Genomic DNA, 25,733 nt, shown 5'->3' on the forward strand with positions numbered 1-25,733 from the left:
AACATAGTAAAAAAAATTTTTTCTAGTGTTCATGCGGGTTTCAAAGGATTTCTAAAAAAAATAAATTTTGATTGTCATTGAATTGTAAGCAAAATCGGTTCTAATTATTAAAGATTTTAAGCTCTTTTTCTTGCTCGAAAAATTGGGTGATATTTACATAATGTCGACAGATATTTTACACGAACAAAAGAATCGTTCCCTATTGCAAATAGCCATATTTGCGTCAGGTGCAGGAAGCAATGCGAAAAAGATTATTGAATATTTTCGTGGTAGTAAAGAGGCATCAATTAACCTGATTGTTTGTAACAGACAGGGTGCAGGCGTTATTCAAATTGCAGCAGATTCCCAAATCCCTGTTTTGATAATTGAGAAAGAGCGTTTTTTCAATGGCGATAGTTATTTGCAAGAATTGCAACATTCATCAATTAACTTTATAGTACTCGCGGGTTTCCTTTGGAAGATACCCGAAACGCTTATTCAAAATTTTAGAAACAAAATCATTAATATCCACCCGGCATTATTACCAAAGTATGGCGGTAAAGGGATGTATGGATCAAAAGTGCATGACGCTATTATTGCTGCCGGTGAAACTGAAAGCGGCATCACTATTCATTATGTTGATGAACATTATGATAATGGTGATATCATCTTCCAGGCGAAATGTAACATTGAACCCAATGATACTGCTGAAACCTTAGCAGAAAAAATTCATCAACTTGAACATGAGAATTTTGCGAGAGTAATAGAGGAATGTGTAAGCAAAATATAGCATGAGCACATTGACAAGGGAAGCTGAAAGTTGTGATAGTAAGTTAGCAGAATTACAACTCCTTCTCCATATATATCGCACCAGCTAGAGGATTTTCATAGTAAGCTGAAGTATTTACAAACCCATATTTGGTATATAGTTTCAAAGCTGGCTGCAATCTTTCTAGTGTGTCAAGAACCATTTTTCTGTAACCTTTTTTTGCGGCCTCGTTTAGAACACCTTTTACCAATTCGTCTCCCACTCCCTGGCGCCGAATTTGATCACGAACGTATAAACGTTTCATTTCACAAACTCCTTCTTCGGGTAAAGGTTGAAGTGCAATACAACCAACAGGTTCGTTATGTAAGTACGCTAACAGCAAGCAGCCTTTAGGCTCACCGTATTTTTTTAAAGGATTCTCTAATTCCTCATCAAAGCTTTGAAAGCATAAATTTTCATTGAGGCTTTTTGAGTACTCTTTGAATAATTCCCTTACAATATTTAGTTCGTTGGTGTCAGAAATTATTTTTCGAATATGCAGCATTTAATATTCGTTTCTTTAGAAAGATTATTGGCCGGAGGTGTCCTCTTTCAACCAAGTTAAGATGTTTGTTTGAAGCAAGTCGTCTATCGTATCAATATCATTTAAAACTGCAAGTTCTGCATATGATAATCCGGCTTCCTTAATTGAAGCCATTGTATCATCTAACACGCTTGATGTTCCCCATTGTTTCTGAGCCAGTAAATCTTCATTCAGCTGTTTTACTCCCAACAAATAATATCCTCCATCTGATGCAGGTCCGATTACTACATCATCTATCTGCAGTTTTTTAAAAGCTTCAACTAAAATTTCGGTTTGCAGCTCGTAACAATCGCTTCCGATAATACAAACTTTTTTACAGCCTAAATCAAATACCTTTTTAAAAGCATTTATCATTCTCTCCCCAAGGTTTTCACCTTCCTGTACAAATTTTGTAAAAAGGTCATCATCGAAAATATCGTTAATGTGTACATACGATGAATAAAAAACAAAGTGACTGCAATTACACGAAATGGCTACGTCTCTTGTATGCCGTAAGAGGAACTTATAAATGTCAAGGGTTTTATCATCGCCAAGGTCTTTGGCAAGACGACTTTTCACTTTCCCTTTTTCTGTGTTGCGAACAAATATGATTAGTGCGTTTTCCATTCGAATATTTTTACCGAACCGCTAAGACACGAAGGAAATAAGGTGCACAAAGAAATGAAATACGGTGTGTCTGTGAGGACCGTTTCTTTAGCCGGATTGTTTAATTGATCAATAGTACTCTAAAAGTACAAAGGTGCGACGCAACGGCAGAAATAACAATGAACAAATGTTGGCCACCAACTCTTCTTTGCCGTTATTTTAAATCACATCGCAATCTCCTTTACCTTATTCATCATTTGTACACCATGAACCAATGAAGCGCCTCCGCGAATGGCTGCAGCTACATGTACCGCTTCCATCATTTGCTCTTGACTATAGCCTTTTTCATAAGCGTCGCTACTGTACGCATCTATACAATACGGACATTGAACTGCATGTGCTACCGCCAGTGCAATTAGAGATTTTTCTTTAGCAGTCAACGCACTGTCTTTAAAAACCTCACCATACCATCCGAAAAATTTATCACCCATCGTTTTCTGGTATTCGGTAATATTTCCAAATTTCGAAAGGTCTGTAGCGTCGTAATACGAATTTGCCATAATTGTGTATTTGGATGAAACTATCGCTTTTTTTAGATGTTTAGTAGTGAGTATAAACATACCGGAAAATATTTTGTTTAGTTTGCCATCCAAAAAATAAAACCTGATGATCGAGTACCTGCAGCAGATAAAAGAAACAGCAACTTTTTTGATTGAAAGTGGTTTTAAAGAGCCGGTTGTTGGAATTGTGTTGGGAACAGGGTTGTCTGAACTGGTGAACCACATTGAAATTAAGGAAAGCCTTGCTTATGAAGCCATTCCAAATTTCCCTTTGTCAACAGTCGAGTTTCATAAAGGCAACCTGGTATATGGAAAAATTAACGGGGTAGCAGTTGTGGCGATGCAGGGAAGGTTTCACTACTATGAAGGTTATTCGATGCAACAAATCACTTTTCCAATAAGGGTGATGAAGGCAATTGGAGTTAAACATTTATTACTAAGTAATGCCGCGGGCGGAATTAATACTAATTTTAAAAAAGGCCACCTGGTTTTGCTAGACGATCACATTAACCTGCAACCAGAGAACCCATTAAGGGGATTGAATTTGCCCGAGTTCGGCAATAGATTTCCGGATATGAGCCAGCCATACAATAAGAACTTAAATAACTTAATACTACAAAAAGCACGGGAGAAAAATTTATTTATACACGAAGGGACTTATGCCTCTGTAGTTGGGCCTAACCTGGAAACGCGGGCAGAATATCGTTACATACGATCTATAGGCGCTGACCTGGTGGGCATGAGTACGGTACCCGAAGTAATTGTTGCCAACCAGCTTCAGCTTCCATGTGCATGTGTATCTGTAATTACTGATGAATGCGACCCTGATAATTTGAAGCCGGTTGATATAAGGGAAATAATTGCTGTTGCAGGAAAAGCGGACAAAAAGTTGAGTGAGTTGTTTGCTGCTGTCATAGCAGAATTAAGTTAACAGCCAAAAAAAGCCATCCCTATAAAGAGACGGCTTATATACCTTATTAATCGCCAAGAAGTACAAGGTTTATGCAACCACTTGTGCTTCAGCTATTTTAGCCCTTATTTTAGCTTCCAGTTCGGTAGCCAGTTCAGGATTGTCTGTTATCAATTGTTTTACTGTGTCGCGGCCTTGTCCAAGTTTATTACCATCATAACTAAACCAGCTTCCGCTTTTTTGTATAATACCAAGCTCTACACCCATGTCTATTATTTCGCCCATTTTGCTGATGCCTTCTCCAAAGATGATGTCAAACTCAGCAGAACGAAAGGGAGGCGCAACTTTGTTCTTAACGACTTTCACTTTCACATGGTTACCAATTGCCTCATCTCCATCCTTCAATTGAGCGCTTCGACGGATGTCTAAACGAACAGATGCATAAAACTTTAAAGCATTACCACCGGTTGTAGTTTCAGGATTGCCGAACATTACCCCAATCTTTTCACGCAACTGGTTGATGAAAATACAAATTGTGTTTGTTTTATTAATAGTACCTGTTAATTTTCTTAAAGCCTGGCTCATTAATCGGGCATGCAGCCCCATTTTACTATCTCCCATTTCACCTTCCAATTCACTCTTTGGCACCAATGCTGCAACGGAGTCAATTACCACTACATCAAGTGCACCTGATAAAATTAAACGATCAGCAATCTCCAAAGCCTGTTCTCCATAATCAGGTTGCGAGATTAAAAGATTATCTACATCAACACCTAGTTTTTGCGCATAAGCACTGTCAAAAGCGTGTTCCGCATCTATTATCGCGCACATTCCACCCTTCTTTTGAGCCTCTGCAATTACATGAATAGCTATAGTTGTTTTACCGCTGCTCTCTGGCCCGTATATCTCTACTATTCTTCCTTTAGGTAAACCGCCGATTCCGAGTGCTACATCCAGTCCTATTGATCCTGTAGAAATCACTTCATGAGGCTCGTTAGGCCTCTCATTCATCATCATTACACTACCCTTCCCATAATCTTTATCAATCTTGTCCATTGTCAGCTTCAGGGCCTTCAACTTATCCGAATTACTCATGCAGCTATATTTTTGTCAAAATTATTGAATAGGTAAAGGTATAGTAATTAAGTTATTAACACTAATTATTTTAGTAATAGAACTAATATTTTTGGTTTTATTAAACAAGCATTGGTTCAATATTAACCATTGTTGTGTCACTCCCTTGTACCACATTGCTTGCTTCGTCATCTGTCTCATTTTTAAAAAACTTTACTATAGGCGTAATTACCGCTAATTAATAAGATGAATAGGCACGATTTAGTTGTCTGTAGAGAAAAGTAATCAAAGCAGTATTATATAAAGCTTGTAAACCAGGGATGGCAGAACTATTGCAGTTTTTAAAGATCTAAGAATTATTATAATCCTGTAAACAGACTTTATGAAAAAGCTAATCGTGATGGCCTTTTTAATGTATGTGACTTCTTGTGCAAACCCTGAAGACAGGGCGACCGGCGATGCTGACTCAACAACCTTTAATCAGTCTGGTAACGAAACGAACCTAAATAACTCGAATGACGATCCCCAGGGCCAGGCAAGCGCAAATATGAGTGACACATCTTCAAGCCCGTCTACTTCAAAACAAAATGTAAATTCTGCAACTGAGGGAACTAACAGAAGCTATAAAGCCGGTGGAGATAGTAGTAAGAGTAAACAGTAATAATCTTACTAAGATACCGGGGCTGAGATAATAATAACAGGGTGACGATGAGTGATAGATCCATTCATCACCCGGTTTCATGGTAATATGTTATTTATGTTTCGATGTGTTAGTTTGTTACTATTCCAGCAAAGAATAAAAAAACAAGACAGCCTGCCTCAAGCACCGGGTCTATTTCCCTGGTCTTTCTTTTTCACATTTTTGGCAACGTAAACGATAACTATTATTATCACCACCACGGCAAATAAGACTCCCATTATCATATTAGCAATTTTTAGTGTATAAGCAACCAATAGAAAATTTTGTACCAACTTTTCATTCAATTTTTAATAGAGATTCTGTTGAGTTATTTATAAAGTTCCTGACAGTTGGTACAGAAAAACGTTCGTCGTTTTGTTTTGCCAGCTAATTTTTTGATGAGTGGAATATTACAGCGAGGGCAGGTTTTTTTTGTATAAGCAAGCCAATGCTTTTTCAAAACGTAATTCTTCTTCCATTCTAAAAAATCGAAGCTATAATTTCTTGCTTCGGATATTAATTCTTCCATTTGTTGTATCGGCAACCTACCTACTTCACTTTCCGGATGGACCCGAATCCTAAACAGCACTTCGTTCTTAATAATATTACCAACCCCCGAAAAAATTTGTTGATCAAGCAACGCGTCACAAGCCAGCATAGAAGGTTGCTCAATCAACTTTTGCTTTGCCGCCGTCGCATCCCAATTATCATTCATTACATCGCTGGTCCAATTGTACACCAAGTCGATGTCATCTTCCACAAATTGAACCGAGCAGGCGTAGAAGTTAATTTCACCCTTTTTAAATTGAAGCGATAACCTGGCCTTACTTTCTTTTTGTTCATTTATACGATAAGAACCAAAAAGCATAAAATGTATGCGGACTGCAAAGCCTTTAAAACAGATCAAAAAATGTTTACCCCAGCTTGTAAAATCTATTACTTTCTGGCCGGCAAGTCTTTGAATATCTTGCTTACTATTACCTTCAACCGATATAATTTTTTTGCCTTTAAAAGGTTGAACCAATTCCTTTAATATCACAATCGAAGGGCCTTCAGGCATAGTAAATACTTTGCTTTGAGGTATTCAAAACCCAAGCCATTAGCCTTTTAATTGTTACGATTGCGTGTAACATGCTCCTAATTATTTTTTACATTATATAATGGCCCTAGCTAATGACTGGAACAAGTGTTTCAATTCCAAATACAGAGAATCATTGCTTATAATTTCATCGGCCCACGATCTTCAATTTAAAGCTTCCATAGTTTCTATTGGAATGGTTTTTTGAAGCATTTCTATAAAACCCTTATATGCTACCAATGTGGCTAAAAGCCGGATTGTGGGGACTGCTTTCAGGATCAGCTTTAGTAATTGGTGCAGGCTTCGGCTATTTCTTACAAATTCCTCAAAGACTCATTGCAGCGATTATGGCTTTTGGCAGTGGAGTCCTTATATCTGCCTTGTCTTTTGATTTAATGGATGAAGCTTATAAAAGTGGTGGGTTCGACTCTACATCTATAGGATTTGTGGGGGGCTCATTGATTTACACAATAGCTAATATTCTCATATCAAAGAAAGGTGCTAAACATAGGAAGAGGTCAGGTAATCAGCAGAAAACTGAAAGCGAAAAGGAAGGAAGCGGGAATGCCATTGCATTAGGCGCCTTACTTGACGGGATACCGGAATCAATTGTAATTGGTGTTAGCATGATAGGCGGTGGGGCCGTAAGTATGGTTGCAGTAGTGGCCATCTTCCTTTCCAATGTTCCCGAAGGTTTATCAAGTGCATCCGGAATGAAAAAGGCCGGGCGATCTTCTCAATATGTTTTCATGCTCTGGTCTGCAATAGCGATCGTATCAGGTATAGCAGCAGCTTGTGGCTACGTACTTTTCGACGGGTTTGGCAAGGAAGTTATTGCAGCTACAACTGCAGTAGCTGCAGGTGCAATACTTTCGATGCTGGCTGATACAATGATACCTGAAGCGTTTGAAGAAGTACATAACTATGCTGGCCTTATCACTGTTTTAGGTTTTCTATCCGCCTTCATACTCACCAAACTGGCCTAAAACGTTGCCCCAAGAAAAATTTTTTGAGATGGTCTTCCCCTGGGCTTGTCGTCGACAGCTGAAATGGAAACGGTCCGTTTTTTTACGCGTATTGGTAATAGAAACTGAAGTTGCCCAACGATGTTAAGATGAAAGAAATGCGACGCAAGGATGTAAAATAGCGAACCTTAGCTGGTATAAAACATAAAGAAAACAGACAAATAGGGGAAAGTCGCCATAAAAAGCAGCACGATATAACAATTATTTGAAAATTTAAAAGTCGCATCATAAGTTCTCTTAACTTTAGTTTTTTTCCTTCTATATTTAAAAAAACGCTGTTTTGCAATGAAAAGATTAAGACAAGCTTCTGGTGTATTCTCAAGGTTAAGGTATTCTTTAATTATACCTTTTTTAGTTATTACAATGATTTTGATTTCATTTGGTAAGAGGGCGAATAAGCCAAGAGTATTGGTTTTTAGTAAAACAATGGGATGGCACCATAGCTCGATACCTAATGGAATTGCCGCCATTAAAAAGCTGGGTACAGAAAATAATTTTGATGTAGATACAACTACGGATGGGTCAAAATTCGAGGAGGAAAATTTAAAAAATTACGCTACAATCGTTTTCATGAGTACTACCGGTGATGTTTTAAACAGCCGGCAGCAAGTTGCTTTTGAAAGATATATCCAGGCAGGTGGAGGATATGTGGGGGTACATTCTGCAACGGACACGGAGTATGACTGGGGATGGTACGGCCGCCTTGTAGGTGGTTTTTTTTATGACCATCCCGGTATATTTGATACGGCCCGTAATGTGCAGGAAGGTGTGTTTAATGTGGTGGATCAAAGTCACATTTCTACTAAACACCTGCCAACGCAGTGGAAACGGACTGATGAGTTTTACAGCTTTAAAAAGTTAGCGCCAGATACAAAAGTGCTGATGACTTTGGATGAGAGCACTTATAATGGTGGTAAAAAAATGGGCACCCACCCAATGGCCTGGTACCATGATTTTGACGGAGGACGCGCTTTTTACACTGCGCTTGGCCACACTGAAGAGTCTTACACAGATCCATTATACCTAAAGCATTTGCTTGGAGGCCTTCAGTATGCAATTGGAGACAACGTGAGTTTGTCTTACTCAAAAGCAACGTCGCAATATGCGCCGGAAGAAGACAGGTTTGCAAAGACTACGCTTGCAGAAGGTGTTTTCTTTGAGCCGACAGAAATGACTATCCTTCCAAATTTCAACATCCTGATCGCCCAACGGAGAGGTGAGATTATGATGTATGACAACAATACAAAAAATGTAAAACAAGTTGGATTTTTGAATGTTTACTGGAAAACGAACATACCAGGCGTGAATGCGGAAGAGGGCGTGCTTGGGCTTAATAAGGATCCAAATTTTGCCAAGAACAATTGGATTTACATTTATTACAGCCCTATTGATTCTTCGGTTAACCGTTTGTCAAGATTTACATTTAAGAATGATACCCTTGATTACGCCAGCGAAAAAACCATTTTGGAAGTTAAATCACAACGCGAGATCTGTTGTCATACAGGTGGTTCCATTGCATTTGGACCCGATGGTTTATTATACTTATCGCAAGGGGATAATTCTACGCCTTTTAATGAACCTAAAGCTCAATATGTAAATAGCGGCTTCGGACCCCTGAATGACCTTCCGGGTAAAATGCAGTATGATGCAAGAAGGTCTTCAGGTAACACTAATGACTTACGTGGTAAAATTATGCGTATCAGAGTTAAAGACGATGGTACTTATGAAATTCCTGAAGGCAACTTGTTTCCTAAGGGAACAGAGAAAACAAGACCTGAAATTTATGTAATGGGAAACCGGAACCCCTATCGTATTTCTGTAGATCAGAAAAACAGCAACTTGTATTGGGGTGAAGTAGGTCCGGATGCAAACAACGATAGTTTTGCTACAAGAGGTCCCCGTGGATATGACGAATTAAACCAGGCGCGCAAGGCTGGTTTCTTTGGCTGGCCACTGTTCGTAGGAAATAATTATGCTTATCGTGAGTATGATTATGCAACAGGTAAAAGCGGTGCTGCATTCGATCCGGCTCATCCTGTCAACAATTCAAGAAACAATACAGGTTTAAGAGACCTTCCACCTGTCTCTCCTGCATTTATCTGGTATCCTTATGGTGTGTCGGCAGAGTTTCCACAACTAGGCAGCGGAGGTAGAAACGCAATGGCCGGACCAGTTTATTACACTGACATGTTTCCTGCGGGAACGCGTTTGCCAGAATACTATAATGGCAAGCTGATTATGTACGATTGGATACGCGGGTGGATGAAAGCCGTAACGATGTTACCAAATGGAGACTTTGATAAAATGGAACCATTTATGGAGCATACGAAGTTGCGTAATTGTATCGATATGGAAGTTGGCCCGGATGGAAGATTGTATTTATTGGAATATGGCTCAGGTTGGTTTGCTAAAAATGAGGACGCTGCTTTATCTCGTATTGATTATAATGCCGGCAATATTGCTCCGAGAATCACTAAGCTTAACGTAAACAAAACGTCAGGTAAATTACCTCTCCTAATTAAGGCAACGGTGGTTGCAAGAGACCCTGAAAAAGAAAAACTGTCTTATACATGGGACTTTGGTAATGGAACTACGAAGACGACCACGACCCCTACAACAGACTATATTTATAAAGAGGCGGGTGATTATAAATTAAGGGTTTATGTAAAGGACGCGCAAGGTGCTACAACAAGAAGTGACGACTTTGGAGTGTATGCAGGAAATGATGAACCCAAAGTATCAATTAAATTGATAGGCGCAAATAAATCGTTTTATATACCTGGTCGGCCTATCAAATATGCAGTTACTGTAACAGATAATAATCTTCCGGTAAAAATTGACCCTGCAAATTTGTTTGTGTCTGTTGAATATGTGGAGGGTTACGACAAGGCAGCATCAACGATGGGTCACCAGCAAGGTGCAGCGACTATTAGCGGCAAAAATTTAATGCTTTCTCTTGATTGTAAAGGCTGCCACAAGGAAAATGAAAAATCTATAGGCCCTGCATACATGGCAGTTTCGGAGAAATACCAGAAGACTCGTAACGCAACGAATTACCTGACCCAGAAAATCATCAAAGGGGGCGCGGGTGTATGGGGAGAGGTTTCAATGCCGGCCCATCCTCAACTTCCGGCATCGGATGCAAATCAGATTGTAAGTTGGATACTTTCGCTTGCAAATAAATCCGCAGCGGCAAAATCTTTGCCCGCTGTAGGAACAATTACTCCAGCGCCTTCTAAACCACTTGCTACCATGCTGTTGTCTGCTAGTTACACAGACAAGGGTGGCAATAACATAAAGGCTTTGACCGGGCAGACTACGATCGCTTTAAAAAGTAATAACATTACTTTTAAAGGATCGGAGAAAATGCAGGGTTTTACCTCAATAAACTACAACAGCACGAATATAATGATGATACCCCAGGGGGGCGGCTGGTTTGCTCTTGACAACATTGACCTTACTGGTGTTACAAATGCAACCATTGCTACAGGTTGGCGAAAAGCGCCTGAAGTTCTTTTGCAATTTGAGGCAAGGCTCGATAGTCCTACTGGCCCATTGCTAGGCGAGGGTGGTCTTACTCCCAAGGCGGGTCAGCAATCTGCTACTATTCGTATACCAATTAAAGCTGTTGCGGGTGGCAAGACTCATACTGTTTACTTTGTTTCTAAGGCGGCTTCCAAAGAGCCTCTGCAGGCACAAATTATGTCTGTACAATTTGGAGGATAATACAAGGCTTAGAAAAAAGGGGAGCTTCCTCTTTAGGTTGAGATAAGAAAGCAAAAGACATAAAGGAAAAAAGTAGTTACACTTTATTCCTTTATGTCTTTTGCTTTTTATAGAAAGAACTATCTTATTCACTTTACCCAATCACTACTTTACATTTTTGTCGATAATTTTGTTATCCAAATTGCACCGTAAACGAATTTAGAAAGAAGACTTCGAAATGAATGATTTGATGTAATTACCACTCACTTTTAAAAATAAATAGATGAACAGAAAATTATTGCTTGCCGTTCTATTATTATTCACTCAGATTTCCATCGTTTCTGCCCAGGATTTAAACTGGCAGGTAGGAAAAAATAAAATACCGACTGTATGGGTAGACAGTGTTAATCCGGCGAAGCCGCTACCGGAATACCCAAGGCCTCAAATGGTTCGAAGCAACTGGATAAATTTGAATGGTTTATGGGACTATTCTATTGTTCCAAAACAGCAACAGGAAACCGCTCCCACCACTTACGATGGAAAAATTCTTGTTCCCTTTGCAGTCGAGTCCGCACTGTCCGGAGTAGGCAAAACTGTAGGAAAGGATAGTGTCTTATGGTACAAAAGACAAATCGCTATTCCTTCAAAATATAATAAACAAAATGTGCTCCTTCATTTTGGGGCAGTAGACTGGTTGTGTGATGTATTTATAAATGGAAAGCTGGCCGGAAGCCACCAGGGAGGCTATGATCCTTTTTCAATAGATATCAGCCCATACCTTAAAAAAGGTTCAACCCAGGAACTCGTTGTTAGAGTGTGGGATCCAACAGATGATGGACCTCAACCACGAGGCAAACAAGTAAAACGCCCTAACAGTATCTGGTATACGGCAGTTACAGGAATTTGGCAAACGGTATGGTTAGAACCCGTGCCTAAAACGTATATTGTTTCCACCAAACAAACACCTGACATTGACAAACAAACCCTTTCGGTTTCAACTCAATTAAGTAAGCTTTTGCCTACCGACAAAGTACGAATATCTGCCTGGGATGGAACACAGAAAGTAGCGGAGCAGGTACTGGCCGGAGGTTCAGAAGCTGTTTTGGAGGTTAAAAACGCAAAATTGTGGTCGCCGGAAACACCGCATTTGTACGATTTAAAAGTTTCCCTGCTTAGAAATAACAAAGTAATTGATGAAATACAGAGCTATTTTGCCATGCGCAAAATTTCTGTAGGAACCGATGTAAATGGGGTAAAAAGGATTTTACTAAATAACCAGTTTGTATTTCAATACGGTCCACTTGACCAGGGTTGGTGGCCCGATGGACTGTATACAGCACCTACAGATGCTGCTTTGAAATTTGACATAGTAAAGACCAAAGAGTTTGGCTTTAATATGATTCGCAAGCATGTAAAAACAGAGCCGGCAAGATGGTACACTTACTGCGACCAAATGGGAATGCTAGTGTGGCAGGATATGCCAAGCGGCGACCTTGGTGCAAAATGGGAGTCAAGGCCCGGCATAGAAGGTGTGGGTGAGGACATGGAACGTACAGAAGCATCAGAAGCGATTTACCGAAAAGAATGGATAGCCATAATGGACGCCTTCCATAATTTTCCTTGTATAGTAATCTGGACGCCTTTTAATGAAGCTTGGGGACAATTTAAAACGGAGGAGATAAGCGAATGGACGACGAAAAAAGATCCGAGCAGGTTGGTCAATGGCGCAAGTGGTGGAAACTTTTTCGCTAAAGCGCAAATTATGGATTTGCACAATTATCCCTCGCCGGCAATGCCCAGCGTAGAGTTATTTGGCTCAAAACAAGCGCTTGTTTTAGGTGAATTTGGTGGACTAGGATTGCCGCTGGACGGACATACCTGGCAGGATAAAAACAACTGGGGATACCAGAATTTTAAAAGCCAGGACGAGCTTTATGCCAGGTATGCAACGTTTATAGACCGATTGCCAAGGTTAATTAAGAGAGGATTGTCTGCCGCAGTGTATACCCAAACAACAGACGTAGAAGTAGAAGTAAATGGTTTAATGACTTACGACAGGAAGGTAATTAAAATGCCGCCTGAAAAATTAAAGGCAATTCATAGCAAATTATACGATCCTACTTTGGTAACGATTAAGGCTTCAACAGCTTCTGCCAAATAGTAAGATTAATATAAAGTAAGAGGCTGTCTCAAAACTAATGAGACAGCCTCTTTTATTTGGATCCCTATTGGAGAGAGAGAGAGAATCGTTTAATCGATTGTAGGAGCTGTTTTTTAGTATTAATACAGCCGCCCCGTTTTATTGAACCGGCTACTTTTCTTCCTTTTCGAAAATTTTACCTGTTTGCTTGTTTTTTAGAATTAATTTCTTTAAACCATAATGAGTCATTTCTTCTTTAACCAGGTAATGGTCCGCATCGTATTCTATCAGATGACTGTCTTTAGAAACCCCTTCTTTCCCTCTCCAAATATCTAGCTGAACCGGCTCCCAAAGTTTACTTTTTGCAGACTTGTAGCAGGCATCCAAAATAGCATTTACGATATATCCATCATAAAAACTTTCTTTTGGTTGATTGCCTTGTTCCAGGGAGTTGAACATGTCCATAAACATGTGGTTATATCCAAGTTCGTTCAACTCATCCCCCACGGGGAACAACCAGCCCGTATTGCTTTCGGCCTTCTCCGAAACATAATCGGCACCTTTACCTGTTGTGAACATTTCAAGACCCGTACGCATAAAATTGTTCGACCAAATGGTTCCTTCGGTACCCATCACTTCATCACGAAGATCAAGTCCTCCGCGGAAGGTCCAGCTTACTTCAAACTGTGCAATTGCGCCATTTTCGTATTTTATCAAAGCGATAGAATGATCTTCCGCATCTATTGGTTTTACCTGTGTGTCAGCCCAGCACATTACTTCTACAGGCTTAATATCTTTTCCAATATAAGTCCTGGTAATTTCCACACAATGACAACCTAAATCAAGTATGCAACCGCCACCGGCTTGTTCAATGTCCCAAAACCAGTCGCTATGCGGGCCAGGATGAGTCTCTCTCGACTTTGCCCAAAGTATTCTGCCAAGTGCCCCGTTTTTTACACTTTCATAGGCCTTTAAAAACTTCGGTGTATATACAAGGTCTTCGAGGTAGCCGTTGAATATTCCTGCGCTTTCGACTGCTTCCAGCATGCGTTTGGCTTCTGCAGCATTTCGCCCCAGTGGCTTTGTTGTCATGACTGCTTTTTTATGCTTACAACATAACATTACCGCTTCTTCATGCAGGTTGTTAGGAAGAGAGATACAAACAATATCAACATCTGGATGAGCAATAGCTTCCTCCATATTGGTTGTGGTATGTGCCACTTTATAATCGGCTGCAAACTTTTTTACAGACTCTTCGCGTCGGGAAAAAATACTTACAATCTTATCCTTATTGCGATATCCTTGTAAAGAGTCGGCATAAAAACGTCCAATAAAACCAGAGCCAAGCATAGCAATTCGTTGCATAGATTTTTAGTTTGTTTAAATTATCCAATTCAAAAAAAGTACTTGTAAAGCCTAAAAGCTAAAGTAGCAATATCTTATATAACCACCTATTGAATTACTCCAAAAGTAACCCCCGCTATATTCCAAGTTCAATTAACATCAGGCCTGTTCTCCATACAAGTGATTACAAAAGCTTTCGAATTAAGAAATTTTAAGATTTCTGTTGCAGACAGGACCGCCCTATTCCTTTTAATCTCCATAGTGTTTCTTACCTTTGGGTGCGAATAAATTTTAAAGACATGATTAAGACTGGTAATCCCGTAATAAGTATATATACAGAAATGACTCCTAATCCTGAGACTATGAAGTTTGTTGCAAACAAACTTTTATATCCAGGAAAGAGCATTGATTTTGCTGATGAAAGTCTCGCAGGCCCTTCTCCTTTGGCAAAAGAGTTATTTAGCTTTCCTTTTATAAAGAGCGTTTTTATAGCGAGCAACTTTGTAACGCTTACGAAAACAGCAGAGACTGAAGACTGGCAAGATGTTATTCCAACAATCAAACAGTTTTTAAAAGACTACCTCGAAAACGGCGGTGCTGTAATAAATGAGGATGAGATTGTTTTGCAGAAGTCTGATGCTACCAACAATATTAGTGCAGACGACGACGATGTCGTAAAACGTATAAAGGAGCTTTTGGAAAACTACGTGAAGCCTGCTGTAGAAATGGACGGTGGAGCGATACAGTTTAAAAGCTACGACGATGGTGTTGTTAACCTGATGCTTCAGGGAAGTTGCAGCGGTTGCCCATCCAGTATGATTACCCTAAAAGCGGGTATTGAAGGTATGATGAAGCGCATGATACCAGAAGTAAAAGAAGTAGTAGCAGAAGCTGAATAGTTCTTTTAGATAATCTAATAGAGTAAAAAATAACGTCCTCGAAAAGGGCGTTATTTTTTTGCTTATGCTCTTACCCAAACGCTACTCTTGAGCGTTTTGCTGCTTCTTATTGTCATTCCTTAATTCCTCCCACGCCTTTTTTGTAGGACTATCATTGTTATCTGTTCCTCCACTTGTACTTGTATCGCCAGCTTCTTCTGTTTCCAAAAAGTTTATATGTTTTGTTGTATTCGCTTCCTGCGGAGACTGGAGATTTGGATCTGGTTCTTTATCATTCATAACGTTTGTTTCTGATATGTAATCTAATCCTGTGCCAACCAATTTTGCAAACAGGCAATAAACCACAAACAAATGTTCACAACCATACGCGCTTCATTTCCCTAAATATTTCCTTTCTTTAGTTCTTCTACTGCGAAATTTGCAGCACGCGCAGTAAGCGCCATATATGTAAGTGAAGGGTTTTGACAGGCATTTGATGTCATGCATGCACCATCTGTAACAAACACATTTTTTACATCCCAGATTTGATTGTTACCATTTAAGATAGATGTTTTCGAATCCCTGCCCATCCGTGCTGTTCCCATTTCATGAATACCTAAACCAGGTGGGTAAACAGAATCAGAAGCCTTGATATTTTTGAAGCCAGCTTTTTCAAGCATTTCGGAGCCACTTTCCATAATATCTTTTAGCATCGCTAATTCGTTCTGCTTAAATTCGCAATCAACCACTACAGTAGGCATCCCCCATGCATCTTTTTTATGCTCGTTTAAGGTTACTTTATTTTCATGATAAGGCAGGCATTCACCCATTCCAGTCATCCACATACTCCAAGGTCCTGCCTCTGTCAGCTGTTCCTTAAAAGCAGCACCGATGGTTGCATCTGTAACATTGCTATTACTTCTCGATCCTGAAGATGCAAATGCAAATCCTCTTATAAAATCTTTCTGAACATCTTGGCCAATATTCCTAAACCGTGGAATATATATGCCCGCCGGCCTCCTGCCATAATAATACTTGTCCTGGAAACCGTCATAAAATCCCTGGATATGAGCACGGTAATTATGATCCATCAAATTGCGACCAAGAACATCATTTGTATTTCCCAAGCCACCAGCAAATTGAGGCGACTTTGAGTTCAATAATATTAAAGCAGTATTTATTGTACCTGCATTTAGAAAAATAACTTTTGCATAATACTCCGTCATCTTCTTTGTATTAGCGTCAATTACCCTAACGCCTGTCGCTTTGCCTTTTTCGGCATCGTAGATAATGGAATGTACCACCGAGAAAGGACGAAGCGTAAGATTACCAGTCGCCCTTGCTGCTGGCAGCGATGCGGACACACTACTAAAATATCCGGCAAAAGGACATCCTCTTGCGCACTTATCTCTATACTGACATGGTCCGCGCCCGTTCAAACCCTTCGTCAGGTTGGCCGTTCTCGAGATGATTACATGCCGGTTTTCATAAGAGGACTCAACTACACCTTTCAAGTGCTTTTCAATACAATTCATTTCCATTGGCGGCTGAAACTCGCCGTCGGGTAAATGCGGTATACCGTCGCTGTTACCAGAAATTCCAACAAATTTTTCTACATATGAATACCACGGCGCAATGTCTTTATACCTTATCGGCCAATCTATGGCAATACCTTGTTTTGCATTAGCTTCAAAATCCAAATCGCTCCAACGCTGCGTCCATCTTGCCCACATTAAAGACTTGCCACCAACCTGGTAACCTCTGATCCAGTCAAAAGGTTTTACCTGTTCATACGGATGCTCATTGTCTTTTACAAAAAATTGTTGGGTTGCCTCGGTAAAAGCATAGCACTTGCTAACTATAGGATTCTCCTTAACCATCTGGGCGGTCAGCGTATCTCTATGTTCTAATTCCCAGGGATTAAGCGTAGCTGTAGGATAATCTTTTATATGCTCTATGTTACGTCCGCGCTCGAGCACTAATGTCTTTAATCCCTTTTCACAAAGCTCTTTTGCAGCCCATCCGCCAGACATTCCTGAACCAATAACAATAGCATCGAAGGTATTTTGTTGTACCCCCTTTGAGTTGATATTTGCCGTCGAAGAGTCAGTAAATCCCATTATTACGGGTTTGTTTTATTTGTTTCGAAAGATAAATTCTAAAAGTAAAGATTGTTTTTAGTCCGGCTTTATTGCTCCGATTTCACATCGTTGTGTCACTCACTTGTACTTTTTTATCAATAGGCAGCAGGGCAGACTACATGTTGACAACAATTAAAATGGTAGGATAAATATATAGGTTATGATTTGTGAGACGGCAGCAAACAAGGCTGGCCCGTTGAAGCCATTTTACCACCCAAACACGCCCTTCACGTATTGCCTGCTTTTTTTCCAGTCTTCTCTCACAGGGTTAATGGCCGGTTTGTCAAAAGCCAGTTCTATCGCCGCCTTTCCCTTGTAATGTATGTTCGTTAAAGCCTTAGCAATTGCAGGGAAATCCATTACCCCTTCACCAACCGCTTCTGTCCATTTTCCACTTGCGTCCTGGTCACGAATATGCATGAAGACCATCTTATGGCCATATGTTTTTATAAACTGTACCGGGTCAACACCTCCTCTTACCAACCAATTCAAGTCGGGGCCTAATGGCAGCTCCGGCACTCTTGCAATGGTTCCTTTAAGGTCGTGAAGATTATCTACTACCTCGAAAGTGTGATTATGAAGATTTGCCTGTACGCTGTTTTTTTTACAAACAACTATTATTTTTTTCAATATTTCTCCCTGGGCATCCAATTCCTCTTCTGTCTTTTTGTGTTTTGCATCCCCTACTGTAATGCCGAGCATCGTTCCACCAACTCCGTGTAATCGCTCTAATACAAGTTCAATATCTTCTAAAATTTCACTGTGTTTACTTTTCACCCACATATCCGCATTATAAGAAGTGCCTACAACAGGAAGAGAATGCTTCTGTACCAACTCCTTCAACCGGGTAACAGATCCCTCATTACGAAGAATAATCTCCATCAGTTCCACTCCCTGTAAACCGGCATATTTCAAATCGCTAAACACTTCGTCCAGTATAGGAGTGCAATCCCAATTTGGCGGATACCTGCTTGCGTACACCCAAAGATGACCATACAAAGGAACCTTTGAAGAAAAAAATTCAAGATTTGCGCTTTCCGGATTAGTCACATTATTAAGAAGCACACTTGCTGATAAAGTCCCTGATGCTTTGATAAATTGTCTTCGTGAATTCATTTGTACATTTTACGTTTAATTATTTCCTGCAACAATTCTTTGATCCGCTTCAAGCTATCTTAATATAGTAACAGACCCCGTAAGTTTAGGCTCTTTTGGTATTTTTAAGTCGATGATATAAAAATATGTCCCCGGTGGTAAAGCCATACCGTTACTTGTGCCATTCCAGGCCGTTGAAAATCCCTTTCTTCGGTATACTACTACACCATACCTGTTAAATACTTCTGTCGAAGCTTCAGTAAATAACCCAAGTGGATCTATATGCCACGTATCGTTTACCCCATCGCCATTTGGCGAAAAGGCATTTGGAATAAGTATTTTATCAAATACGCTTACCACTACATTGTCGGCGCTAGCGCCGCAGCCGTGAGACGAAGTAACATGAAAGGTGTAAGTAAAAGTCTGAGGAGTGGTGGTAACAGGGTTCAGCAACAGGGTAGAAGAAAGGTTATTAGAAGGTGTCCAAAACCACGTCACATCCGAACCTTTTGCAATACCACTTAAAGCAACTGGTAATCCCACTCGTGTTTTCAGGTCGGGCCCTGCATCTGCCACAGGTTTTTTCCAAACGTTTATTTCTACCGTTGCAGTGTCTGAACAGCCATATTGATTTCTTACCTCAACCACATACAGTGTTTTTTCTTGAGGGCTTGCGGCAGGAGTTGCAATGGTATCGTTAGACAATCCCTTTGATGGCTGCCAACGATAGCTGATACCGCCGCCGGCTGTAAGAGTGGTCGTAGCACCTTCGCAGATAAAAGTTCCGTGACCAGCTGTCGCTGTTACGTTGGGATAAACTTTCAACAGAGTAGAGTCTGAGTTCTGGCAACCTACATCAGTTATGCCTGTTACTTTGTACAATCCCGAATCAGAATACTGTACATCTATCATTTCAGGCCTTTGTAGAGTGGATGTAAAACCGTTGGGACCAGTCCAGTTGTACTTAAGCCCGCCAGAGGCTATCATTGTAATTTTTCCGCCAACACAACCATACACATAGTTAGTGAGTTGGATAAAAGGAGGCGGCTGGATGTTTACCGATATATGATTGGAGAAAATCCGGCACTTAGGAGAATATAGAGAACCCGGCTGGGAAACGACAACTCTATAAAGGTAGTAGCCAGAAGGACTTCGTTTTGTCAAATAATCTTTGCTAGTTGCGCCAACAATATCTTTCCAGTCGTCCGCATTTTCTTTCACCTGCCAATGAAAAACTGAATTACTTAACTCCGGGCCAAAATTAGCAGAAAGGAGAAAAGAAGTATTAGCACCTTCGCACACTTCCACCGTTTTCGATCCGGTTGACGCAACTACCGCATTTATTTTTGACCCACATGGCTTTACGGTAATATCGTCGAGCGCCAGTACATTTCCACAGCCCGCAATACTATTATTACTAATCCTAAAAACAAGTTCTGTTTCCGTTGAAGGTGTTTTAAAAAGCACCCCATATTGGTTCCATTGTGCGTCATTTGCTTTCTGAATATTACCGGTACTATACGTTGCAAGAATATTACCTGCTAATGTTTCTATCGTTAGTTTTAAATCTGGTTCTACTGCATTTTCGTCGCAAGCTGTTGGGCGGAGCGCATTTTTAACCCAGGTCGAAAATTCGTAGGTGGTGTTAGGACACAAATCTGTCACGCTAAAAACATACAGCGTTGCTTTGATAGACTCAGAATTGACAAGCATATAATAACCAAGGGAATCGTTGGGTGTATTGTCGGTTGTAATCGCCTGCCAGCTATTATCATAACATTCAAAGGTTAGGTTTACGATACTATATGCTCCCTGCGAGGGGCATTGGCTGGTCGAGTAAGTGTAAGAAGTCTGACCGCGGGGAAGTTCCGGGCCAGGGTCAGATCCGGAGCCAAAAGTAATATTTACCACAGGCTCACCCAGGCTGCCGGTACAGAGCTGGGCATTTACATGCGCAAAAGAACAGGCAAAAAAGGTAAAAAAACTTAAACGTTTCATGTACAAATCAGACTTATAATAGCTACCGTACTTTAAATTAGTAAAGTTTATCGGAAGTGGAGTATTTGTATTGATCAGAGCTGTAGGCATGCCGCTGATGTGTGGCAGGTGCTTTTCCTGCTGGTGGAAATAGAACTCCTACAAGAGTAAGAAGCCAACAGGGCAAAAAAGCGTTGCCCCAGGTATTAATGCTAATTCTTCTTTTCTTTTAATTAGCAGTCGAATTTCTTTTAGCTTCTGCTGCTATGTCCTTCGCTGGTTTTGTTGAATTTGGCAAAAATTTGTCGATTACATACTTTGCCACATCCTTTCCCTGCTCGGCACCGGCATCAACACCTGTACGATAGTGTATACCGCCATATACCCGGCTCAAAGACGCCTCTTGTGCGGCCGAAATAAAAGACTTAAAACGACGACGCATTCCGATATAAGCCAAATCACTGGTGTCCTCAAAAGCAAAGTTTTCACCGAAACGCCTGGTGAGAATTGTTGCAGCAGAAGCAGAGATACCGCTATGACCGCTACTGTGCTCAGGAAAAGGAGGCGTTTGCAGTAAGGGGATCCAGTTATTATCAATTGCGTCGTTGATAACAGTTACGGGGCGAATAACATTACGAATGAATTTTTCTCTCCAACAACTAATAACTACATCAAACATACCTATAGAAGTAAGCGCATAAATTTTAGCCGACTCTACCGGATCCAGATTTTTCATTTTACAAGCTATTCCGGTTATTCCTATCCAATGTCCAACAGGAGTAATTTTTTTATTGCCAAACATCAGGTGACCAGAATGCTCAAGTACAAAGGGATTGTCATCCCAGTATTTTGCTATTTCTCTTTGCTCTTCTGTTAAGTGCGTACCTATGTGATACACCTCATTTACTGTTGTATAAAAAAGACTCTCTTTATCCAGGGAGTAAGTGGGGGGAGCAGGACATTTAATTTGTGCTGCAGAGTCAAGAGCCAGAGGCATAATTTTACCCCAATTTGGTTCTAAAGCATCAAAATAGTCTGATGGTGTTGGCCGCCATTTTCCCTCTTCTTCACTGCCTAAAAATTTCGGCATGCCCCGTGTTTCTTTATAGTTGTCTGTTTTAGTTCTTTCAAAAATGGTCTGTCCTACAGAAGAGCCAAAAGCTATAGACCGCTCATAGGTTTCTTCATCCAGTAATGACTGAAAATCACCCAAAACCCTTTTTTGATAATTATCTAAAGTATCTGCAGAAAACGTTATTTTTTCTGCGACTGTAAAGAATGCTTTGGTAGCAGCGAGCAGGTAGTTATAATTTTTATTTTTTTCCGGAACAGGCATTTGAGGAAAGCCGTGCAGGTCTTTAACCAGAGAAGGATAGCCTTCTTTATCAAACCTGATCGCCTCGTAAGCTGCAAGGGAGGAGTAACTATAAATCCTGCTTGAAACAGGCGGTGAAAACATGTCGTGAATAATTACCTCTGTCAACTGGTGCATATGGTTGTGCAACAAATTGCGGTCAGTCAACAACTTTGGATCAGCTTTTTGCTGCTGCTTCTGGTTGCAACTAAACGGCGCTATAACGATAACCAACCATAATAATCTTGTTCTCATATGTAATGTATTCCCCCAACCCAGATAATAGTTTCACTAACTCCTTATACTTTTTTGAACCGCGCTAATATTTCATTTGCCGAAGGTTCGTTTTTATAGGAAAACGCCAGCTTTCCTTTTTTATCATAAACAGCTACAAAAGGCGTTTTATCTAATCTATAATGGTTACGTAAAACATAGCTTGTTCCCTCTGTACCTACAGTTATATTTTTAAATTGAGCTGTCTGGTATTTTCTTTCAAACCAGGCAACATCAGTGGGTGCTTTAAAGGTTACCATTACTAAGGTCGCCTTGTCGAAATCGTGAATTTTTTTAAACAGCTGATCCATCAGCTTAATACAATGGTCGCAATCGGGAGCAAAATAAATAAGTACAAACGGACTATTTTTCCTGATATCATTACTGGTAAAATAACTGCCATTTGTCTTAAGTATTTTAAAAGCTGGAATAGCAGAACCGGGTTTGGAATTATCGACCTGGGAGTACGCGCCGCTAAAAAGCAGGATGCTTAAAAAAATCGTTAGAAATATTTGTTTCATAATTAACGCCTGTTATACAGTCAACACTTTGCAACCGAAGAGTATCGCTTGTTCTCGACACACAATATATCGCAACGTAGTAAATACGATGAGAATTATTTGTTAACCCATAATTAAAAAAAGATTATTGAGGACGGGCTCCCGGCTTTCTTTTGCCCGTATTCTTCAATATCAAAAAAGGGGGGGCTTTTCTCCAGTCATGCTTCGACTTCGTCATAGCAGGTCCGATAGAAAAGTTACCCAAAACAAGATCTGTTTTTCCATCGCCGTCTATGTCACCTGCATCCATCGTTAGCCACCTTCCCTGCTGGGTTTCGGCTAAAGTAAACGGGCTAAAAGTGTTGTCTCCTGTATTCTCGAGGTATACGAACCCTTCCTCTGGTTTGGTGCTATAATCAGCAAAAAAAGAAATGGCGGCTATGTCAAGATCATTATCGTTGTCATAATCGCGGGCAATTGCTTTAAAGCAACCGTTTATGTGAAAAAAGAACGTTTGTTTAAAGCTATTTTTTCCGTCGTTTACAAAAATATATACTCCGTGATAAGGCTTTAAAATAGTAGAATAATCGGCGTTGTCGCCACAAGTGTATACAATATCCAAACTGCCATCTTTATTGTAATCTACCATTTCGAAATACGATGAGCCATGGACTGCAGGAAAAGCCAGTACCTTCTTTTCGTCAAACCTGCCCTGCCCTTTATTAGTGTATAAAAAAACCCCTTCTTCGCCCTGCGAAAACAATACCCACAAGTCTGGCAGGCCGTCATGGTTATAATCATTTATATACGCTTTCACAGCACCAGGTAAAGGCCGCAAAATATGCCGTTCATATTTACCGCTACCCCTGTTTTCCATCCATGACAATGCACCAGTTTGAAAACCGAACTCGCAGACCAAATAATCCTCTTTTCCATCTTTATTTAAATCGGCCGCGGTGATCTGAACTGGTCGCTGCAAGCCGTCAAATAAAACAGTCGAGTCTTGCTTCAGCTTATTATCTGGTAATAAAGAAATGTTTCGGCCGCTTCCATACTTACCATTATTTGGGTTAAGTATTCCTATATCACAAGTCAGCCAACGGCTTCCGCTTATGTCAACATCTACAATAGGTCCTCGATTCTTAATTGAGTCGACCAGCTTTAAATTACCATCAAACCTGTAAAGCGCCTGTTTAGTTGCATCGCTTATAACTACTTCTGGTGAAGTTTGCCCAATTATCTTAACTAAAGAAGTTGCCGGGTTCGAAGTGGCATTGGCAGGAGATTCAACTGTAAATAACGAGAGGCCTGTTTTAATAGCTTGCTGACCAGGGTTTGTATGATGCAGGGTATCAGGCGCTGTAGCTATAAAATAATTGACGATGCTTTGCCACTCGCCCGGCTTCAAAACCGGTTGTTTTGGATAAAAGTCTTCCCCTAAACTCATGTCATAGCGAGCAAAAGGGTAAGATTTTCCGTTCCACGAAAAAATGCCGAGACGAGGACCCATTGCAGGCAAAACACCTTTTTCCCAGCTTTTAGAATCAAGCATGGAAGGATCTGGCAAAAGATGGCACGACTGGCAATAGACTTTAGCCAATGCCTGGCCTTTTCTTATATCACTGTTTGAAATGCCCGGGTGGCTATTATTGCGCGGAACATTGTTACAACCAATGCAGAAAGTAATTACAAAAGAAACCAGTAAAAAAGTGGTAGCTACAACTAAATAAGTCCGTTTTATAAAATGCATCAACTTTTTATGATAAGTACTTCTTGTTATTTCTAAGTGTAAAACAATTAAAGGCAAAAAAGGTGGATTAGTAAATTTCTCTGCTATTGTAACTGGTTGTTGATCCCTGATGATCAAATAGTACAAGAGTGCGACGCAACTAAAGCAAAATTGTTGTTCCTCGTTAGCTCAAAATATAATTTTAGAACAAGTGGTTATACTCGCTTTTGTTACCAGCAGAAACCTTTGTGCATCTTTTGTTGTGTCACTCACTTCTACTACATCTTTCCAAATGGGCGAGCTAAATTTTAACTCTGATAATGTATTTAAAAAATGTTTCGTAACGTCCTCCGTCATTATAAGTTTACAGTACGAACATTGCCTCTGTAATCCCTAATTTCCACCGTTCTCATATTGCTTTCGGTATTAACGAACCGGCCAGACTGCGATAACAGCGATGTACCATAACTAATCTCGCGCTTTTGTTTCCGCCCATCCTTATAGGTAACAATTGCACTTGTTTCGTTTGGATTGATTGAGATATATCCAACCGTTTTTTTCAGCTCAAACGTCTTCAGGCTACCCCTGTTGTGACTAGCTACGAGCAAACACTGTCCATCGTTTCTCCGCAACTTAACAAGGGCTTTGGCATTACCGGGCACAAACCAACCACTTTCCAAAATCTTCAGCGACCGAAAGCCGCCTTTGCCATCTCCTTTCAAAAACAGCCCGTTACATGCGTCATACCTTCCGACAGACACTTCCGTTCCATAATCATTTCCGGTAGCCAAAAGGTCAAGGTTTCCGTCTCCGTCAAAATCTTCAGACAACATACCGTTGAGGCAGGAATATTGGGTTTCTAACGGCAATGAAGACAAGGTAAATTTGCCATTGCCATCGTTCCTGATATAGCTATTGTTAAAGTAATTGGCCTGCAGCTTTAACGCGCCTTTCAGCTCTTCTTCGGTAAACATTTTGTCAAAAGTAGCATTGGCGTATTTCTTATAATTCTGAAACTTTGACCTAAAAGAAATCAACTGCTTGGTCATATCGTCACGAACATGGGCCGGATATTCCCTTTTTGTTGGATCTTCTTGTGAGGTTGGTAGATAAATCGTCGGTATTGCATCGAAATTCCGATTGTTATCAAAATCTTTTGCATAGATGCTGACAGGATATTTTTCGGAAGCTTTAAAGAATGAATTCAGACCAAGGTTACCAACCACAAAATCTACATCGCCATCATTGTCAAAGTCGCCCGGAACGATACTGGTCCACCAGCCCTTCTTATTACCAAGATTGCTTGAAGCCGTTATATCCTGGAAGGTACCTTTGTTATTTGCGTAAAATAACAC

The 25,733-nt window shown here is 40.3% G+C and carries 21 protein-coding genes; 7 read left to right on the top strand and 14 right to left on the bottom strand.

Features of this window, described 5'->3' with window-relative positions; translation table 11 throughout:
* Positions 1-160: 160 nt before the first annotated feature.
* Complete coding sequence (purN, locus tag JWR87_RS10665; RefSeq protein WP_297819485.1) at positions 161-769, top strand: phosphoribosylglycinamide formyltransferase; 609 nt, start codon at positions 161-163, stop codon at positions 767-769.
* Between the two features lie 52 nt (positions 770-821).
* Here the strand turns inward: purN and JWR87_RS10670 are convergent, their stop codons facing one another.
* From JWR87_RS10670 to JWR87_RS10680, 3 genes are all read right to left on the bottom strand, one after another.
* Positions 822-1,292, bottom strand: coding sequence for a GNAT family N-acetyltransferase (locus JWR87_RS10670; RefSeq protein ID WP_297819491.1), 471 nt, complete (start codon positions 1,290-1,292; stop codon positions 822-824).
* Between the two features lie 24 nt (positions 1,293-1,316).
* A complete protein-coding gene (locus JWR87_RS10675) occupies positions 1,317-1,937 on the bottom strand; it encodes a TIGR04282 family arsenosugar biosynthesis glycosyltransferase (protein WP_297819493.1) in 621 nt (206 codons plus the stop codon).
* Between the two features lie 203 nt (positions 1,938-2,140).
* Positions 2,141-2,476 (bottom strand): arsenosugar biosynthesis-associated peroxidase-like protein, encoded by a 336-nt coding sequence (locus JWR87_RS10680; protein WP_297819496.1) that lies wholly within the window; start codon positions 2,474-2,476, stop codon positions 2,141-2,143.
* 106 nt (positions 2,477-2,582) lie between these two features.
* Between JWR87_RS10680 and JWR87_RS10685 the strand changes: the two genes are divergently transcribed.
* On the top strand, positions 2,583-3,407 hold the full coding sequence (locus JWR87_RS10685; protein WP_297819499.1) for a purine-nucleoside phosphorylase: 825 nt from the start codon (positions 2,583-2,585) through the stop codon (positions 3,405-3,407).
* Positions 3,408-3,476: 69 nt separating this feature from the next.
* Here the strand turns inward: JWR87_RS10685 and recA are convergent, their stop codons facing one another.
* Positions 3,477-4,481 (bottom strand): recombinase RecA, encoded by a 1,005-nt coding sequence (gene recA, locus JWR87_RS10690; RefSeq protein ID WP_297819502.1) that lies wholly within the window; start codon positions 4,479-4,481, stop codon positions 3,477-3,479.
* A gap of 361 nt (positions 4,482-4,842) precedes the next feature.
* Here recA and JWR87_RS10695 point away from each other — a divergent pair, with 361 nt between their 5' ends.
* Positions 4,843-5,121: a hypothetical protein gene (locus JWR87_RS10695; RefSeq protein ID WP_297819505.1), complete on the top strand. Its 279-nt coding sequence runs from the start codon at positions 4,843-4,845 to the stop codon at positions 5,119-5,121.
* Between the two features lie 346 nt (positions 5,122-5,467).
* Here the strand turns inward: JWR87_RS10695 and JWR87_RS10700 are convergent, their stop codons facing one another.
* Positions 5,468-6,199 (bottom strand): DNA-formamidopyrimidine glycosylase family protein, encoded by a 732-nt coding sequence (locus JWR87_RS10700; protein WP_297819508.1) that lies wholly within the window; start codon positions 6,197-6,199, stop codon positions 5,468-5,470.
* 248 nt (positions 6,200-6,447) lie between these two features.
* Here JWR87_RS10700 and JWR87_RS10705 point away from each other — a divergent pair, with 248 nt between their 5' ends.
* From JWR87_RS10705 to JWR87_RS10715, 3 genes are all read left to right on the top strand, one after another.
* Positions 6,448-7,203, top strand: coding sequence for a ZIP family zinc transporter (locus tag JWR87_RS10705; RefSeq protein WP_297819511.1), 756 nt, complete (start codon positions 6,448-6,450; stop codon positions 7,201-7,203).
* A 324-nt stretch (positions 7,204-7,527) separates the two neighbouring features.
* Entirely contained in the window at positions 7,528-10,968 is a 3,441-nt protein-coding gene (locus JWR87_RS10710; protein ID WP_297819514.1) for a ThuA domain-containing protein, read from the top strand.
* Between the two features lie 262 nt (positions 10,969-11,230).
* Positions 11,231-13,108, top strand: coding sequence for a sugar-binding domain-containing protein (locus tag JWR87_RS10715; protein ID WP_297819517.1), 1,878 nt, complete (start codon positions 11,231-11,233; stop codon positions 13,106-13,108).
* Positions 13,109-13,258: 150 nt separating this feature from the next.
* Here the strand turns inward: JWR87_RS10715 and JWR87_RS10720 are convergent, their stop codons facing one another.
* A complete protein-coding gene (locus JWR87_RS10720) occupies positions 13,259-14,452 on the bottom strand; it encodes a Gfo/Idh/MocA family oxidoreductase (RefSeq protein WP_297819520.1) in 1,194 nt (397 codons plus the stop codon).
* A gap of 278 nt (positions 14,453-14,730) precedes the next feature.
* On the opposite strand from JWR87_RS10720, the gene JWR87_RS10725 reads away from it, so the two are divergent.
* A complete protein-coding gene (locus JWR87_RS10725; RefSeq protein ID WP_297819523.1) occupies positions 14,731-15,330 on the top strand; it encodes a NifU family protein in 600 nt (199 codons plus the stop codon).
* Positions 15,331-15,411: 81 nt separating this feature from the next.
* Here the strand turns inward: JWR87_RS10725 and JWR87_RS10730 are convergent, their stop codons facing one another.
* The 8 genes from JWR87_RS10730 to JWR87_RS10765 form a co-directional block, all read right to left on the bottom strand.
* The gene (locus JWR87_RS10730) at positions 15,412-15,609 is read right to left on the bottom strand and encodes a hypothetical protein (RefSeq protein ID WP_297819526.1); all 198 of its coding nucleotides are present in this window, start codon (positions 15,607-15,609) and stop codon (positions 15,412-15,414) included.
* Between the two features lie 101 nt (positions 15,610-15,710).
* On the bottom strand, positions 15,711-17,429 hold the full coding sequence (locus JWR87_RS10735; RefSeq protein ID WP_297819529.1) for a GMC family oxidoreductase: 1,719 nt from the start codon (positions 17,427-17,429) through the stop codon (positions 15,711-15,713).
* A 228-nt stretch (positions 17,430-17,657) separates the two neighbouring features.
* Positions 17,658-18,566, bottom strand: a complete 909-nt coding sequence (locus JWR87_RS10740) for a sugar phosphate isomerase/epimerase (RefSeq protein WP_297819532.1) — start codon at positions 18,564-18,566, stop codon at positions 17,658-17,660.
* A gap of 54 nt (positions 18,567-18,620) precedes the next feature.
* Positions 18,621-20,633, bottom strand: coding sequence for a gliding motility-associated C-terminal domain-containing protein (locus JWR87_RS10745; protein WP_297819535.1), 2,013 nt, complete (start codon positions 20,631-20,633; stop codon positions 18,621-18,623).
* 118 nt (positions 20,634-20,751) lie between these two features.
* Entirely contained in the window at positions 20,752-22,131 is a 1,380-nt protein-coding gene (locus tag JWR87_RS10750; protein WP_297819538.1) for a vanadium-dependent haloperoxidase, read from the bottom strand.
* A 44-nt stretch (positions 22,132-22,175) separates the two neighbouring features.
* A complete protein-coding gene (locus JWR87_RS10755) occupies positions 22,176-22,670 on the bottom strand; it encodes a redoxin domain-containing protein (RefSeq protein ID WP_297819541.1) in 495 nt (164 codons plus the stop codon).
* A 124-nt stretch (positions 22,671-22,794) separates the two neighbouring features.
* The gene (locus JWR87_RS10760; protein ID WP_297819544.1) at positions 22,795-24,516 is read right to left on the bottom strand and encodes a VCBS repeat-containing protein; all 1,722 of its coding nucleotides are present in this window, start codon (positions 24,514-24,516) and stop codon (positions 22,795-22,797) included.
* A 218-nt stretch (positions 24,517-24,734) separates the two neighbouring features.
* On the bottom strand, positions 24,735-25,733 hold a 999-nt coding region (locus JWR87_RS10765), incomplete at its 5' end, for a VCBS repeat-containing protein (protein ID WP_297819547.1).

This window comes from Segetibacter sp., assembly GCF_025963695.1.
Lineage (GTDB): Bacteria > Bacteroidota > Bacteroidia > Chitinophagales > Chitinophagaceae > Segetibacter.

Coding starts and splice junctions, on each gene's coding strand:
- purN (WP_297819485.1), top strand. CDS start 161: ATGTCGACAGATATTTTACACGAACAAAAGAATCGTTCCCTATTGCAA.
- JWR87_RS10670 (WP_297819491.1), bottom strand. CDS start 1,292: ATGCTGCATATTCGAAAAATAATTTCTGACACCAACGAACTAAATATT.
- JWR87_RS10675 (WP_297819493.1), bottom strand. CDS start 1,937: ATGGAAAACGCACTAATCATATTTGTTCGCAACACAGAAAAAGGGAAA.
- JWR87_RS10680 (WP_297819496.1), bottom strand. CDS start 2,476: ATGGCAAATTCGTATTACGACGCTACAGACCTTTCGAAATTTGGAAAT.
- JWR87_RS10685 (WP_297819499.1), top strand. CDS start 2,583: ATGATCGAGTACCTGCAGCAGATAAAAGAAACAGCAACTTTTTTGATT.
- recA (WP_297819502.1), bottom strand. CDS start 4,481: ATGAGTAATTCGGATAAGTTGAAGGCCCTGAAGCTGACAATGGACAAG.
- JWR87_RS10695 (WP_297819505.1), top strand. CDS start 4,843: ATGAAAAAGCTAATCGTGATGGCCTTTTTAATGTATGTGACTTCTTGT.
- JWR87_RS10700 (WP_297819508.1), bottom strand. CDS start 6,199: ATGCCTGAAGGCCCTTCGATTGTGATATTAAAGGAATTGGTTCAACCT.
- JWR87_RS10705 (WP_297819511.1), top strand. CDS start 6,448: ATGCTACCAATGTGGCTAAAAGCCGGATTGTGGGGACTGCTTTCAGGA.
- JWR87_RS10710 (WP_297819514.1), top strand. CDS start 7,528: ATGAAAAGATTAAGACAAGCTTCTGGTGTATTCTCAAGGTTAAGGTAT.
- JWR87_RS10715 (WP_297819517.1), top strand. CDS start 11,231: ATGAACAGAAAATTATTGCTTGCCGTTCTATTATTATTCACTCAGATT.
- JWR87_RS10720 (WP_297819520.1), bottom strand. CDS start 14,452: ATGCAACGAATTGCTATGCTTGGCTCTGGTTTTATTGGACGTTTTTAT.
- JWR87_RS10725 (WP_297819523.1), top strand. CDS start 14,731: ATGATTAAGACTGGTAATCCCGTAATAAGTATATATACAGAAATGACT.
- JWR87_RS10730 (WP_297819526.1), bottom strand. CDS start 15,609: ATGAATGATAAAGAACCAGATCCAAATCTCCAGTCTCCGCAGGAAGCG.
- JWR87_RS10735 (WP_297819529.1), bottom strand. CDS start 17,429: ATGGGATTTACTGACTCTTCGACGGCAAATATCAACTCAAAGGGGGTA.
- JWR87_RS10740 (WP_297819532.1), bottom strand. CDS start 18,566: ATGAATTCACGAAGACAATTTATCAAAGCATCAGGGACTTTATCAGCA.
- JWR87_RS10745 (WP_297819535.1), bottom strand. CDS start 20,633: ATGCCTACAGCTCTGATCAATACAAATACTCCACTTCCGATAAACTTT.
- JWR87_RS10750 (WP_297819538.1), bottom strand. CDS start 22,131: ATGAGAACAAGATTATTATGGTTGGTTATCGTTATAGCGCCGTTTAGT.
- JWR87_RS10755 (WP_297819541.1), bottom strand. CDS start 22,670: ATGAAACAAATATTTCTAACGATTTTTTTAAGCATCCTGCTTTTTAGC.